This window comes from Negadavirga shengliensis (assembly GCF_042652345.1).
Taxonomy (GTDB): domain Bacteria; phylum Bacteroidota; class Bacteroidia; order Cytophagales; family Cyclobacteriaceae; genus Negadavirga; species Negadavirga shengliensis.
In genome coordinates this window covers 182,446-198,519 of the sequence record NZ_JBHSJJ010000006.1, presented here as the reverse complement: position 1 = coordinate 198,519, position 16,074 = coordinate 182,446, and the positions used below count along the sequence as shown (strand labels likewise).

Genomic DNA, 16,074 nt, shown 5'->3' with positions numbered 1-16,074 from the left:
AAAAATCACCCAATAAAATTTCTCCGCATTTCACGGATAATATTCCACTCAAAACAATACGGAACGCTAACCAGGAGGTGCAGAAAAATCTATATAATAAATCTATAAGGGGTCTGGCTCATAAATAAGCCTCAGGAAAAGGGGTTGAAATCTCTATAACAGAAGTCGGACAGGACGAATAACCGGTAAGATCCAACTAAGCCTATTTTAACATCATGAAAATGGAAAAGAGGCCGTTTTGAAACAGCCTCTTTTCTTTAATCCAATACATAAACCGCTGATTCAATTACAAGCATCTGATTTGACATAGAGTTTCACTATACTTGATGAGGCAGTTACATTTCCTCCTGCATTGATTGCTGTCGCGGTTCTAGGGGCATTGTTGATGCCGATTACGTAGACACCTTCACTAAAAGTTGCTTCAGTGCTGCACACCTCTCCATTCCCATCCAAATCGTACACACAAACTTCCAGTGCCTCAAAATCATATTCTGAGTCCGGTGTAAATTCTACTGTAAAATTAGGATTACCCGCCGAACCCGTTCTCCTTACCAAAGCTTCACCCACTCTACCTCCGTTGGCTCCGTTAATCTGGTAGGTTACTTCCAGATCATCCTCCTCTTCGGGTGAGAATCTGCCGTTCTGGCTCACTGTAACCTCTCTTCTCCATTCAGGATTACAGTCTTCACCGCATTCAGTGACGGCAAATGAAAAGTACATCGCCCAGTTACCTTTTTGTGAAAATGCTTCTCCAGCTGCCCAAGCGCCCTCTGACTGTACTACTTCAGCTGAAACCGCATCGTCATGCTCATCATATTCCACATTATCCACTTTAACTACATCCGCGTGAACAGCAATATCAAATTCGCCAAAGTCAATCATGTCTTCACCTAGAGGTAAAGTCCAGGTGAACTCCTGGATTCCGGTAGGGTTATCAGCCGGAACCTCGGTAGAGAAAGGAAACTTTCCTGGAGCCGGATTTACTATTTCATTCTTCTTGCCCACCTTTTGCGAAAAGTCCACGCTCACTTGGCCGATATACATGTGCAATTTCCGGATAAACCAATCCTGCAGGTAATCCCCTTCAATACTTACGGTGATGTACAGGTTATCACTGTCGTTGTAGGCACTTACCTCCCCCACCGGAATGTCTTTGCCCGCCAACAACGGCGTGTTGAATGCATTTCCACAGACATCAAACAACTGCCTCTCATTTAAATTCGAAGCTTTAAACATTACAGGAATTCTTTCCTGACCGCCGCTCCTGTCAGGAGCATCAAAAGTGTCAATTTGGCTGCATCCAAAAAGCAGCACCGCGCTCAACAAAACAACCCACATGTTTCGGAGCAATAGAAGATTTGGTTTTCTCATAAACGTTAAAAACAAATTATATAACAAATGAAATTGAATTTCTAAAAAATATATTACTGTATCTAAAATACATGAATTATATTTTAAAATAACGAACAGTATATATTGGCCTATGAAATCATATCCAACAAAAATCGGATAATTATACAAAAAATCTCAGAATATCCAAGTAAAAAAATATAGAATTAATAGACCTTCCCTAAAAAAATATTCAATTATCACCGATTTTCAGAATTAAAATCAAGTTCGTTCACGCCAACTACAAGCCACCCAAAAAAGGAGCATGTCCAGTCACCACCAAAGGGCAACGAACAAAAGGAGATCCAAGGAGAAATGTTGCAAAAGCATTCCACGCACCGTCTTGGTGGAAAGATAAATATGATGTTCAATGGTACGCTTAGACAGGTTCATCATCGCTGCAATTTCCACAGGAGTCAAGCCTTCAATTTTGTTCAGAAGAAACACCTGTTGCTGCACTTTCGGCAACTTTCTTATTAAAGAATAGGTTTTGGCCTCAAGTTCTTCAAATTCCATGTTCGCGGATGTGCTGCCTTCTCTCATATATTCTTCTTCCGGTATTTCCTCCAAGGGACATGATTGCTTTTTGTCCCTGATATAATTATACATATAAAATTTAACCGCTTGAAAAAGATAGGATTTAAAACTTTTGGTTGCGTCCAGCGTTTTCCGTTTTTCCCATATCCGTATAAAAATCTCCTGGGTGGCCTCCTTTGCAACTTCCCGATCCGAAAAAAAAGTAAGCGCGAAAGACATCACCTTTTTGGCATACCGATAATATAACTCATCAAAAGCTTTAATATCTCCTTGCCGTAGGCAAATAAGAAGTTCACTATCACTTTTAGTCTGCAACCGAGACATGTTAGAAAATCTATACGATAAGATAATTTGCCTGATAAATGTTTGTTATGAAAGAAAGAATACTGCAACCATGATTATTTCTATGGTATTTTAGGTGAATTCCGCGTCATTCATTTTGATCGTATGGTATTATAACATTACAATATATACCAATAATCCAAAAAAATAAAATTCCCCTCAACCACCCCTCTCTATCAAAAGTAAAAACGACCCCACCTATAATTAAAGTACAGCAGAAAAAAACAAATCATCGATGTTCATTCTCCAATCCGTTTTTCCAAGTTGCTGGGCACCGTTTCCAATGTACTTCGGTGTTTGTCAAGCAGTTCGTCAATGGCGGAAATGATCTCCGGATGCTGGTCAGCAAGATCGTATTGCTCTGCCGGGTCATGTTGCACTTGATAAAGTTTCTTCTTCTCTAATTTTTCCATTTTTTCAGGGTAGCCCAAAGGATTATTTTGATAATAATGCAGTTTGTAATCCCCCTCTCTTACCGCGAATATCCGGGTGCCATGATAATAAATCATTTCTTTTCTGGGAGAGGCCTCGCTCCGAAACAAACTGCCACTCAAATCATACCCGTCATATATACGGTCCTGGGGAATGTCGGCTCCTGCAAGTCCTGCGAGGGTGGGCAGAAGGTCAAGCGTACTCGCCATACCGGTAATAATTCCCGGTTCAATTGCTCCTGGCCACCAAAAGATGGCGGGCTCTCTCACGCCACCTTCATAGCTGGTACCCTTAGCACCATAAAACAGACCTGAACTCCCTCCCTGTTCCTTGTAAGTGGCCCAAGGGCCGTTGTCCGATGTAAATACCACCAGGGTATTTTTGTCAAGCCCCGCTTCTTTTAAATAATTAAGAATCTGACCGACACTCCAGTCAATCTCCTCAATCACGTCACCATACAGCCCCCTGTCACTTATTCCCTGAAAGTCTTCGGAAACAAAAAGCGGCACGTGGGGAAGGTTATGCGCAAGGTAGACAAAAAAAGGCTGGCCTTTGTTGCTTTTGATGAAGTTAATGGTTTCTTCGGTGTAACGTTTGGTAATGGTATGCTGGTCCGCCGGTCTTTCGATGATTTCTGTATTCCGCATCAGCGGCACATTAAAATAAGAAGGTTTGGGATTTTGAAAAGCTTCCTGGTGCGCGACATCATTGACCCTGTCCATGTCATTGCTGTAGGGAATTCCAAAATAATAATCGAACCCATGACTGGTAGGCAGATATTCCTCCAAATGGCCCAAATGCCATTTACCAATAGCAGCTGTGGCGTACCCTTCCGGTTTGAGGAGCCGCGCGATGGTATTTTCAGAAGCAGGCAATCCCCCGTCGGAATCCGGAAAAAGCACCCTTCTCTTATCACTGCACATCCCATTCCTCACAGGGTATCTCCCTGTAAGCAGCGCGGCACGGGAGGGTGTGCAAACATTGGCGGCCGAATAAAAGTTGGTCCATTTTTGACCCTCAAAAGCCATCCGGTCCAAATGGGGTGTTTTTATGCTGGGATGCCCATATACGGAAAGGTCACCATAGCCCAGGTCGTCAGCAAAAATGACAATGATGTTGGGTTTTTGCTGGGCAAAAGCGAGTGCCGGTAAACCAAGGCCTATGTATAACAGCGCACGTATGACGAAGGATTTCGAATAAAAAAAAGAATCATTCATAAAGATGTAATTATTTTGTGAATATCAGTCTAAATTGATGGCAACAAGCTTGAAAAACAAATTTATTTAAATCTAGCCAAAATGTTGTAGAAACAAAAAAAGCCCATGAAAATGACAGCTAAAACTTGATATCCAAACCTGAATGCACCCTGTTTTTCCTGACACATTGGCTACTTAACGTTCAAATGGTCTTTTTTCAATTTTATTCATTTTTTTATATGCAATTCATATTGATCTGTCGTTCTACTGGTACATTTACCGGGAACCAGGCACTTATAAGGGAGATCTTGATCTGAAAAGCGCGGATAATCCGGACATGGTAAGCATAACGGTTCCCTCAGATATAGGGACGGGGACCATCCATGTCATTTTGGAAGTACATGACAACGGCTCACCGTCTTTGGTATCCTACCCCCGGGCAATAATCACCGGCATTGAATAAAAACGACCTAACCCTTTTTAACAAACTGGTAAAGATGGGAAATACATCGCCCATAAAAAAAACTCCAGGCTATTTGGCCTGGAGTTTTTTTTATAATAAACTTTGTATCTATCAACAATCGGCACCTGGATATCCGCAGTTTTGGCGATAACCGCCTTCTGTACGATCGATTTGATCCAATGGAATTGGCCGGAAAATGTGGTAATCCTGGATATTAGGAGCAGCTTCCACATTGTGGGCCCTGACCCTTTCTACTAATGTTCCAGTTCTTGTCAGGTCGAACCAACGATGTCCTTCCCCGTCCAATTCCCTGGCTCTTTCATCCAGTAGAAAATCCAAAGTGGCCTCGGCAGGCGTAATCTCCATTTGGGCTTCCATTCCCGGCCACGCGGCTCTTCTGCGAATCACATTGATATCCTCAGCCGCACCGGCGGTGTTTCCCTGCATGATTCTGGCCTCCGCCCTGATCAAGTAAGCATCGGCGAGCCTCATCAGCGGATGGTCCCTTTGCCCCTGCTCATGCTGCCTGTTCGGGCGGGTAGGATCAATCCATTTATTAAGCGTTGGATAAAAGCGTTCATCATATTGGGCTCGGGTGAACACAAGATAGGGTGCCCGGCCTCTTCTCTCAGCCGTCCATTCATGGTCTTTACCAGGTCCAGGGATATATACCGCTGTATCACCCAACGCAAATTTCCTTTCTCCTACTTGGTTTGCGGAAACATAGCCCGCATCAGCATCAGCTTGGGTCCATCGAGGTATACCCCCTTCATTATTGGAATACCACACATGTTTGTAGGTTTTGTCATACCTGGAATCAATTTCCCTGTTCCACAAAGAAAGGTGAAAATCCGTAGGTCTGAACCGCTTCCAAGGTCGGCCATTTTCGGTATCCCTTGCCATTCCAGGCAGTACATCGTATTCCATGAGGAAATAAAGGTGACCTCTATGCCCCTGGCCATCTATCCCCTCATCCACTTGGTTTTTATTGTTTTGGACAGACCAAACAATTTCGGCATTCCGTTGATTGTCCAAGTCCCATAAATCCGCCAGATCTTCCAACAACTGAAAACCATAATTTTCGATCACATTGGTCATCAAACGCTCTGCTTCCTGGGCATCACTGTTACCATTTCCATAAGGCTGATAGGCACGGGTCATGAGAACCTTGGCCAAAAGAAATTCAGCCGCAGGCCTGGATGCCCGCATATAATCAGCAGGTGACGCATCCAAGGTCTGGATGGCAAACTGCAAATCGGGTATAATCGCCTCGGAATAGATCTGTCCAGCCGGGGTCCTATTGGCTGTAATTTCTACACCCTCGGTCTCGTCCAGGGACAAATGCACGTCTCCATAGAACCTCACCAGGTTAAAGTAGAAGAGTGCCCTCAGAAACCTCACCTCAGCTATTCTGGTATTTATCAACTCCTCTGACATACCAGTAATTTCAGCCGACCGGTTGATAACGGCATTGGCTTGATTGATCCCACGGTAGAAATCCCTCCAGGTATCCCGAACAAACCCTTGGGTGGGATCCAAGGCCCCATCATAAAGGTTGATCATTTTATGGCTTCCGTCTGCTCCATTAGTATGCACGTCCGTACCAAAGACAGTCATGGTAAAACCTCTTTCAGGCCCGTAAAAAAACTTATTTTCTGCATAAGTAGCATTAACCGCAGCTTCCAAGCCCGCAGGTGTAGTATAAAACGTGCCAGCGGAAACCCCTGTAACCAGGTTTTCTTCAAGATAGTCCTCACAGGACTGGGACATAAAGGCGGTTGCAGCTATTGCTAGAGTTGCTATGTATTTTTTCATGATTTCCAATTTTTTAGAATGCAACATTTACCCCCAAGATAAATTGACGTGGCGAGGGAACGGTCCCCGCATTGATTTCCCCTGCGATTTCAGGATCCCAAGTTTCAAAATTTGCCCAGAATATGGGGTTTTGTGCCTGCGCATAGATCCTTGCCCTGCTCATGAAGAGTTTGTTCGCGATGGGTGCGGGAAGGTTGTACCCGAGGGTCACATTCCTCAGTTTCACGAAACTACCGTCAAAGTAACTTCTGGTGGATCCATGTCTTGGGAATTCCTGATTCACATTAGGTCTCGGATTCTCATTGCTTGGATTGTCTATTGTCCAGTAGTCCACATTCAGGTTATTGTACCGTCCAAACAGTCCGTTATTGCTGTCGTGGAAACGGCTTCTCACCATATGACCGAGTCGGTAAAAGAAGAAAACACTCAAATCAAAATTCCCAAGCTGGAACCTATTGGTAATACCACCTACTACATCAGGGACATCGGTACCCAGTACCACCCTGTCAGCAGGAGTAATAATGCCGTCTCCATCCTGGTCCTTCAACTTGATTTCCCCAGGAACCTTCTGTTCCATTTCAAAGGCCAAGTCTGCTTCATCCGCCTGCCATATACCTATTTTCTCATAATCGAAGAAAACCCGGATAGGTTGGCCGATAAACCAATTGTTACCCACGTCATCTATGGAGTTGCCCTGCTCATCCTTCAAAACCAAGTCCACAATTCTTTCATTCCAGGAAGAAGCATTGAACTGGATGTCCCACCTGAAATTCGGTTTATGTATCGGAGTGGCATTCAAAGTGAGTTCCACACCACTGGATCGGGTGGCCCCAATGTTTTGTAGAATATTTTGATACCCTGAAGTAAATGGCAGATTCCTGGCCAATAGGATATCAGTGGTATTGGTCACAAAATATTCAAATGAGCCCGATAATTGGTTGTTAAAGAAGCCAAAATCCACACCCGCGTTGATGGTAGAGGAAATCTCCCAGCCTAAGTCAGGGTTTGGGATTTCGCCTAACCCGTATCCCAGAGCCTGGGTATCACCAAAGGCATAAACGGTCCTTCTCAGTCTTCCTAAAGTTTGATAAGGATTGACCGAGGTGTTACCCACGCGACCATATGATGCTCTCAATTTTAATTCGGTAACAAAATCCTGCCCTCTCATGAAATTCTCTTCAATCATTCTCCATCCTATTGAAGCTCCAGGAAAATAGGCCCACTTCCTGCCTTTCGCCAATCGGGAAGAACCGTCTGCACGCATGGTGGCTTGGAAAAGATACTTACCCGCCAATTCATAGTTTACCCTACCCATATACGACGCCAAACTCCATTCTCTCAAGCGGCTTGCAGATACGTTTCTCACTTCTGCTGATCCCATGTCATAAAACAGTTGGCTTTCATAAGGCAGGTTGGAGACACCTGTTGAGTCCTGTTCCGACCTTAGCCCTTGAATACTCTGCAAAAGTGTCCCTTGGACGGTATGTTTCTCTCCAAAGGTTTTATTGTAATTAAGAATATTCTCCACAGTATAGCCCATGTCCAATTCGTTAACTCTTGCAGCATTTGCTGGTCCACCCCTATTGGCATTTGTCAAACTTCCCCTAAACAATCCATGCCTCCTGAATCGGATATCAGGTCCTGCATTGGTGGTAAATTTCAAACCATCTGCAATGTTCACATCGAAATAGACAGGTGCAAAGATTCTTGTAAACCTTCTCTCATCCACATAAGCTCCCGGAACCACCTCGCTCAAAGGATTGGTACGTATACCATCGTTTGTAGGCAAAAACTTCACACTCCCGTCCTCATTATACGGGACCCCAAGCGGACTATTGGAAACGGCTTCACCGAGAGTAGAACCCGAACCCCAGTTTTGTACCACGTTTGAAGTCAAGAACGATGTACCCACTTTAAATATGTCGCTGATTTTATGATCCAAGTTGATTCTGGCTGTCACCCTTTGATAATCCATGTTTTCAATCAGTCCTTCCTCGTCGAAATAGCCTAAGGATATATTAAACTGGGTCTTTTCATTACCTCCATTTACGCTGAATTGGTGGTTGGTTTGATAACCGTTTTTCAACACCAAATCCAACCAATCAGTAGATCTGCCCATATTCAAAGACTCAATTTCAACGGGATCGAAGAACACCTCCGAGTCAGGTGGGATAACCCCGTCCCAACGGGCTACCCTGGTATCAGGATCCCACCTTCTGGACTCTCTTTTCAGAGCGGCAAACTGCTCACCATTCATCATTTCCACCCGGCTGGTAGTGTTGGAAATGCCGTAGTATCCGTCATAGGAAACGGTGGTGGTTCCGGTAGTCGCGCCCCGTTTGGTCGTGATGATTACTACGCCATTGGCCCCCCTTGAACCGTAAATGGCGGTGGCAGCGGCATCCTTCAACACCTCCATGGAAGTAATATCCTGGGGGTTGATGTCAAAGATGGCCGACGTGGCACTTGTCTGAGGAATACCGTCGATCACATACAATGGATCGTTGGAGGCGGAAATAGACCTTCTCCCCCGGATAAGAATTTGTGGTACCTGACCTGGCCTTCCTCCGCTTGAAACGACGTCAACACCTGCCAATTGACCTTGTATGGCCTCCACGGCAGAAGCGACGGGCATCTCACGGATGGATTTTTCATCAAGAGAGGCAATCGCCCCGGTTATGTTCCGCTTCTCTTGAGTACCATATCCTACCACAATGACCTCTTCCAGAGAAGACATATCTTCCTGAAGGGTAATATTAAGCGTGGTTTGGTTACCTACGGTCACTCGCTGAGACTGGTAACCGATAAAAGAAATGATCAAAATGTCGCCCTGGTTGGCTTCAATTGTAAAATTGCCGTCTATGTCTGTGGCTGTACCACTACCTTTTCCATCTACCAATACAGTGGCTCCAGGAATGGGCTCTCCAGTCTGATCTTTTACAGTACCTGTAATCTGTTGAAACTCGTCGGCTGTTTTTAAATTTTCCTTTTTGGGGTCCTTGTCATTGATATCAAAGGCCATTAACGGCGAAAACAGCATACATTGTAAAGCCAATGCCATTGTCAGAGATTTCAACCCTACCGGATGCTTTTTGGGTATTGTTTTTTTCATAATAATTTTTGGGTTTTAATTAATTATTAACTGAGGGAAATTTTTTAAAAGTGCTTCCCATCACTTATAAGTGTTACATAGGCACATATTATAATCGTTAGAAAATTTTATTTTCGTTATCAAGGATTTTTTAAGTGTAGCCCCCGTCACTCTCCACGGTTTTCCACCAAGTGGAAACGATTGCACACATAATGAAACCGATTGCACAATAAATACATGAAATTTTGTTTTTTACCACTTATCCAAACCATTTTCCTTTCCCATCAATTTTAAGGGGGTAATTATAAATAAAATAACCAATCAATAAAAAATATTTTTGGTGTTTTTTTTAAAAGATACATTAATACACTTTATACAAAATCATTAATTCAGCTTCCCCCCTGCTAAGAAATTATATTTTGGACAAAATAATTTTATTATATAAAGCGGTTCATATGTACAAAGTAAATGTAACCGTAATGGAGCCCATGTGTGAACCCGTTAGTTCTTAGAAAAAATACACATGATTTCAAAATAATAATTAAATACTATTTATATAAGAATCGGCTTAACTATCTGTCCATGTACATCGGTCAGTCTATACCTTCTACCCTGGTGCTTGAAGGTCAGCCTTTCATGGTCTACTCCCAGAAGGTGCAATAATGTAGCCTGAAAATCATGGACATGCACAGGGTCTTTGGCTACATTGTATCCCAGTTCATCGGTTTCTCCATAGGTCATCCCCTTTTTTATCCCTGCACCTGCCATCCACATTGTAAAACAATTGGGGTGGTGGTCCCTGCCATAATTCTCTTTGGTCAGCCTCCCCTGGGAATAGCTGGTTCTTCCAAACTCCCCGCCCCAAATCACCAACGTATCTTCTAACATACCCCTCTGTTTGAGGTCCCTGACCAGGGCCGCTGTAGGTTGGTCCATACTCTTGGACATCAGCTGTATGTCGTTAGGCAGGTTACCGTGCTGATCCCAACCTTTATGATAAAGCTGTATAAATTTCACATTCTTTTCCGCCAGTCTTCTGGCAAGGAGACAGTTGGCAGCATAGGTGCCTGGTATCCTTACATCCGGCCCATACATATCGAGTATATAATCGGGTTCGCCGGAAATGTCCATGGTCTCCGGCACCGAGGTCTGCATGCGGTACGCCATTTCATATTGAGCGATCTTGGAGTTGATCTCCGCATCTTTATCAGATTCATACTGGATATCATAGAGCTGCTTCAAATGATCCAGATATGCCTTTCTGTCCTGTCCGCTCACGCCCGGAGGATCATTGAGATAAAGCACTGCATCCTTTCCGGATCTGAACTGTACCCCTTGATGGACTGAGGGCAAAAAGCCGTTCCCCCATAATCTCGCATAAACCGGTTGGGCACCTCTCTTCCCTTGGGAAAGCAACACGCAAAAAGCAGGAAGGTTTTCATTGTCAGAACCTAAACCATAACTGATCCAGGAACCAATAGAGGGCCTGCCGGGTAACTGAGAGCCAGTCTGAAAAAAAGTGATGGCCGGATCATGATTAATGGCCTCTGTATACATGGATTTGATCAGACAGATTTCATCAGAAATCCCCGAAATGTGCGGAAGTAATTCGCTTACCCAGGCCCCTGATTGGCCGTACTGCTTAAAATCATATATGGACCCCACCATGGGTATGGATTTTTGGCCCGCCGTCATGCCGGTAAGCCGCTGCCCCTGTCTTACACTGTCCGGCAACTGCTCTCCATTTCTTTTGATCAACTCCGGCTTATAGTCAAACAGCTCAAGCTGGGATGGCCCGCCACTCTGGAACAGATAGATTACGCGCTTCACTTTTGGATGAAAGTGGGGTGCGCCTAACACTCCTTTTGAAGGGTCATTTTGGGCTATCGCAGAAAAAGGGTTTATCAATGAAGCCAAGGCCAATCCTCCCATTCCCAAGCCGGTTTTGGCCAGAAATTCTCTTCTGCTGTAACGATTTACATGATGGCACAGATCCGACATCTTTGCTATTGTTTGGTATAAAATTCGTAATGGTTAAACATCAAACTGGCCACCATGGTAAGGGCAGCCGTGTTTTCCTCCGGCAAAGTGGAATCCACCGGGAATTCTCCCACCCTGATGAGGGCTTTGGCGGCGTTTCTGTCCGCACGGAACCGCTTATATTCTCTTTCATACATGCTTTTGAATATATCGAGTTCTTTGTTTTTGGGTTTTCTGCCCAGGGCTCTTCTAAAACCGAAAACCAGTTGGTCCTCCAGTTGTTTTCCTCCCTCCCTTTGCATTTTTTCGGCCATCACCCGCGCGGCTTCCACTGCCTGCGGGTCATTCATAAGGATCAGCGGCTGCAGCGGGGTATTCGTTTCCTGCCTGCTTACCATACATTCTTCCCTGTTGGGCACATCAAAAGTCGTCATGGCAGGAGGAGGTGCTGTCCGTCTGATAAAGGTATACATGCTTCTCCTGTAGAGATCTTCCCCGCTATCCTGTTTGTAATTTAAGAGAAAATGGGAAAATTCCCCCTTTTCTTCCCACAGGCCTTCTGGCTGATAAGTCTTGACGCTCGGGCCACCCGGCCGGGTTACCAACAAACCGCTGGCATGCAAATAATTATCCCTGATGAATTCTCCCAGCAACCTGTGTCTGGGCCCCCTCGCCAAAAGGATATTTTCAGGATCCGCTCCTTTCAGCTCCTCATTGGCCGTGGACTGCTGACGATAGGTTGCAGACATGACCATCTGCTTAATCAGCCGCTTGGTATCCCAACCTGACGCTACAAAGTCCACCGCCAACCAATCCAACAGCAAAGGATGGCTGGGCAGCTGGCCTTGACTACCAAAATCATCTACTGTTTTAACGATTCCATTGCCAAAAATACGGTACCAGTAGCGGTTTACGCTTACCCTTGAAACAAGGGGATTATCCGAATCAGTCAGCCAATAGGCCAAACCAAGCCTGTTACGTGGCCACTCGTCAGAAAATGAGGATAAAACCTCCGGAACATCTGCTTCCACTTCCTGCGTGGGAGCATCATAGACGCCCCGATCAAGAATAAAGGTTTTCCTGGGTTTGTCGCTTTCCTGCATCACCATGATCTCCTCTACACCTTCCATCAGGGCCAGTTTCTCTTCCCGGAGTGACTTCAAAGCGGCTTTAATATTTTTGGCTTCCGGATTCATAAACAGACTAAGATGGGCTGATTTCAGCGATCCGGAAACGTCAGGCAAGGGTTCGCCGCGATAATGTGCGTATAACGTCGCCACCTCCCACCCGGATAAGGGGCGGTTGTGTATGCGTAAATCAGCCAAACTCCCCGGGTAGATACCGTCATCTCCACTAAATACCCTATAACTCCGGGCCAGTCTCAGGGATTTATCTATTTTTTTGTAGCTGGTATCAATGGGCAACATGCTTTTGTACAGGTTGTCATAGGGCATTTCACATGCGGTCTCCTTGCCATTAATGTAAATACGGACTCCCTCTGCTTTGGCCGAACCGTCATAAGTTACCGTCACATGGGTCCATTCATTTTTTGGCACTGGATGTTCCGTCGCCACGGTCAGCCGGTTATGGGGCAGGGCATGGATCAGTTGGGCCACAAGGCGGTTGGTGCTGTCCAAAAACACTTCATGACCTCTCCAATAAGTATTTTTGTTTCCTATGTTTCCCAGAATAAACCGATAAGGCTCTATGGTTTCCGGTTTTATCCAGATGGAATAGGAGAAGGATTCCGTCACTTCGAACATACCTGCCTTATCAATCTCAACGATGTCATAATCATCTTTGAACCTCATTCCTTTGCCGGAAGGGCTGTCCACCACTTCAGGGTTGCCCATTGCCCGGGCTGAAAATTTACCGGCTGTGGCCACCGTTTTTCCGTCATGGTATTGGTCCAATGGAAAATGGGCAATCAGTCCGTGGTTCAATGTTTTATCGGGAGAAAAATTGCCTGGTTGTTGCCGCGCATCCGTTTTTTCAGCATAGGACTTTTCTACAAGTTCAAGCCTTTTCTCCATATCAAGGATTTTTTCCTTCAGCACCCTAAGCTCTTCTTCCTGTTTTTCGTCGGGCAAAAGCATCATCGGGCCTGCGTTCATATCGTCTCCGGTCATTCCTACTTCGTCCACATTGTTGTAGAAAGCCGCCAAACTGAAATAATCCTTTTGAGAAAGTGGATCGAACTTGTGATCATGGCATCTTGCGCATTCCAGGGTAAGCCCGAGCAGTGCTTTGGCAGTGGTTTCAGACCTGTCAAAGACATATTCGAGGCGGTATTCTTCGTCGATGATGCCGCCTTCGGCAGTCATCTGGTGGTTACGGTTAAAGGCCGTGGCCAGAATCTGCTCTCTGTTGGCACCGGGAAGCATGTCCCCCGCAATCTGCCATTGGATAAACTGATCATAAGGCATGTTTTGCCGGAAAGCTTTGATGACCCAATCTCTCCAGGGCCACATCATCCGGATGCCGTCTGCATGCAGGCCATGCGAATCGGCATATCGGGCCACATCCAACCAATCCAAAGCCATGCGTTCGGCATAAGCATCGGAATCCAGGAGCTTGTCCACCACTTTTTCATAGGCGTCAGGCGAATCATCCTCCAAAAAAGCATCTACAAGTTCAAGTTCGGGTGGCAAACCCGTTAGATCAAAGCTGACCCTGCGAATCAAAGTTTCCCTGTCCGCTTCAGGGGAAGGTTTCAGGCCCTCCCTTTCGAGCCTTTCCATCACAAAATAATCAATTTCATTCTTTGGCCACCCTTTATTTTCCACTTTTGGAATCTCCGGTTTTTCGGGTTTAATATAAGCCCAGTGAGGTTTATATACCGCCCCCTGCTCTATCCATCGGATTAAAATGGCTTTTTCCTCTGTGGTGAGTTCCAGGTTGGATGCCGGCGGAGGCATCCTCACTTCCGGGTCTTCGGAGATGATCCGCCGGTACGCATCGCTTTTATGAAGTTTGCCAGGCTTGATGGCATAGGAGAAATGGCTGTCCCTAAGGGCAGCATAGGCACCTTCTTCTGTATCCAGACGAAGTCCGGCCTCTCTGGTATTGGGATCCGGGCCGTGGCAGGAAAAACACCTGTCCGACAGAATGGGTCTGACATGAAGGTTATAATCTATTTCTGAAGGAATCCTTGAAGATGCTTCCACAACCTCAGGCGGCTTATCCGTTCCACAAGCCGATAAGGCGATCACCAGCCACAGGAAATAATATTTCTCCGAAAGAAACGAAATAAAATTTTTATGTGCGAACATTTTTGAAAGACCACAATTCATTTGGTTAAAAATAATAAAAATAAATGAACGCAGCCAATTAGTGACCCACAATGGAAAAATAAAATTATTCAGCGCAAAAGCATACCGTAAATACCAACCGCTCATTCATCACCCCCTATGGCGTACAATGACATACCGGAACAAAGCAACGCAAAAAATGAAAGAACAATGGATTTTAATCTGCCGGATGTCAAAAGCTTCAGCTTTTTGCCGCATCCACACCAATCAACTACTGCTTACCGTTCTTTTTTTCCGGTTTTTTGACGGGCTTATTATCTTCGAGTTGTTTGCTGACCACAAAATAGGGGCCTGTAATCACCTCCTGCCCTTCGGTTATACCCTCCACGATCTCTATGTTTTCGAAGTCTGAAATACCGGTTTTCACTTCTACCATTTTTGCCAGATTGCCTTCTGTTACAAACACCAACTCCTTCATTTTTGAATTGCCATCCGGAGACTCGGTTCTTTCAGATTCCCTTGTAGTTACTGCCGCCAGGGGGACAGACAAGACATTTTCTTTTTTATTGGTGATGATCTCCACACTTGCGGTCATCCCCGGTCGGAAGGGATAAGGGTTTTTCTCGTTCACTAATTCAGCATAGGAGTCGTTGAGGATTTTGATTTTCACCTCGAATTCCGTTACCGCATCGGTACTGGCCTTCTCGTTGGCCGAATTGGCAATGGAAGTGACTACCCCTGTGAATTTTTTACCACTAAAGGCATAAGAATCCACATCGATGATCGTGGTATCGTTCATGCTGATCCGTACAATATCGTTTTCGTTTACGTTTACCCTTACCTCCATTCTGGAAAGATCCGCGATACGTACCATCTCGGTACCTGCCATTTGTGCGGTGCCCACCACCCTTTCTCCTTTTTCCACCAACAACTTGGAAACCACCCCATTGGTGGGAGAATACACGTTGGTCAACCTCAGGTTTTCCGCGGCCTCATCGACGGTAGCCTTAGCACTCTTCACAATATATTCGGAAGCCAAAACGGTCTGCTCAGCGGCTTCTAGGTCATTTTGGGCGGTGAGGAATTCAGCTTTGGCCTGTTCAAAATCCGAATCGGATATCACCTTGTCTTCATACAGTTTTTGATTTCTTTCAAACGCCAGATTGGCCCTCGTAAACTGGGCTTCGGCCCTTTTCAGGGAAGCTCTGGACTGGGCCAGGTTGGCCATCTGTTGGTTTAGGGTCGCTTGGGCGCGGTCCAAGGCAGAAATAAAATTGTCTGGCCGGATTTTGACCAAAAGATCATTCAATTTCACCGAATCCCCCTCTATGACATTCAATTCAATGATCTCCCCTGCCACATCGGGGCTCAGTTTTACCTCCATTTCAGGTTGGACAATGCCCGAAGCGCTTACTTTTTCTGTAATGTTTCTTTTGGACGCAAGCGCGGTCTCAATTTCAAGCTCCTTTTCGCCCCCTATCCAGCCCGCCTTTTTTCCCGCAAAAATAAAGACTGCCAGAACGACCACTGCCCCTAAAAGTATATAAATCAGTCTGTTGGATTTTTTTCTTGCCATTT

The 16,074-nt window shown here is 45.2% G+C and carries 9 protein-coding genes; 1 reads left to right on the top strand and 8 read right to left on the bottom strand.

Translation table 11 applies throughout. The features are described from left to right. Positions 1 to 282 precede the first annotated feature (282 nt). From ACFPFU_RS12455 to ACFPFU_RS12445, 3 genes are all read right to left on the bottom strand, one after another. Positions 283 to 1,371: a hypothetical protein gene (locus ACFPFU_RS12455; protein ID WP_377064949.1), complete on the bottom strand. Its 1,089-nt coding sequence runs from the start codon at positions 1,369 to 1,371 to the stop codon at positions 283 to 285. 291 nt (positions 1,372 to 1,662) lie between these two features. Then, positions 1,663 to 2,250: an RNA polymerase sigma-70 factor gene (locus tag ACFPFU_RS12450; protein WP_377064947.1), complete on the bottom strand. Its 588-nt coding sequence runs from the start codon at positions 2,248 to 2,250 to the stop codon at positions 1,663 to 1,665. A 257-nt stretch (positions 2,251 to 2,507) separates the two neighbouring features. Then, on the bottom strand, positions 2,508 to 3,917 hold the full coding sequence (locus tag ACFPFU_RS12445) for a sulfatase family protein (RefSeq protein WP_377064945.1): 1,410 nt from the start codon (positions 3,915 to 3,917) through the stop codon (positions 2,508 to 2,510). Positions 3,918 to 4,116: 199 nt separating this feature from the next. On the opposite strand from ACFPFU_RS12445, the gene ACFPFU_RS12440 reads away from it, so the two are divergent. Continuing rightward, positions 4,117 to 4,359, top strand: coding sequence for a hypothetical protein (locus ACFPFU_RS12440; RefSeq protein WP_377065205.1), 243 nt, complete (start codon positions 4,117 to 4,119; stop codon positions 4,357 to 4,359). Positions 4,360 to 4,470: 111 nt separating this feature from the next. Here the strand turns inward: ACFPFU_RS12440 and ACFPFU_RS12435 are convergent, their stop codons facing one another. From ACFPFU_RS12435 to ACFPFU_RS12415, 5 genes are all read right to left on the bottom strand, one after another. Beyond that, positions 4,471 to 6,174: a RagB/SusD family nutrient uptake outer membrane protein gene (locus ACFPFU_RS12435; protein ID WP_377064943.1), complete on the bottom strand. Its 1,704-nt coding sequence runs from the start codon at positions 6,172 to 6,174 to the stop codon at positions 4,471 to 4,473. 13 nt (positions 6,175 to 6,187) lie between these two features. Beyond that, a complete protein-coding gene (locus tag ACFPFU_RS12430) occupies positions 6,188 to 9,286 on the bottom strand; it encodes a SusC/RagA family TonB-linked outer membrane protein (protein WP_377064941.1) in 3,099 nt (1,032 codons plus the stop codon). Between the two features lie 531 nt (positions 9,287 to 9,817). Continuing rightward, entirely contained in the window at positions 9,818 to 11,266 is a 1,449-nt protein-coding gene (locus ACFPFU_RS12425; RefSeq protein ID WP_377064939.1) for a DUF1501 domain-containing protein, read from the bottom strand. 5 nt (positions 11,267 to 11,271) lie between these two features. Further along, positions 11,272 to 14,517 (bottom strand): DUF1553 domain-containing protein, encoded by a 3,246-nt coding sequence (locus tag ACFPFU_RS12420; RefSeq protein ID WP_377064937.1) that lies wholly within the window; start codon positions 14,515 to 14,517, stop codon positions 11,272 to 11,274. A 250-nt stretch (positions 14,518 to 14,767) separates the two neighbouring features. After that, entirely contained in the window at positions 14,768 to 16,072 is a 1,305-nt protein-coding gene (locus ACFPFU_RS12415) for an efflux RND transporter periplasmic adaptor subunit (protein ID WP_377064935.1), read from the bottom strand. Positions 16,073 to 16,074: the final 2 nt, after the last annotated feature.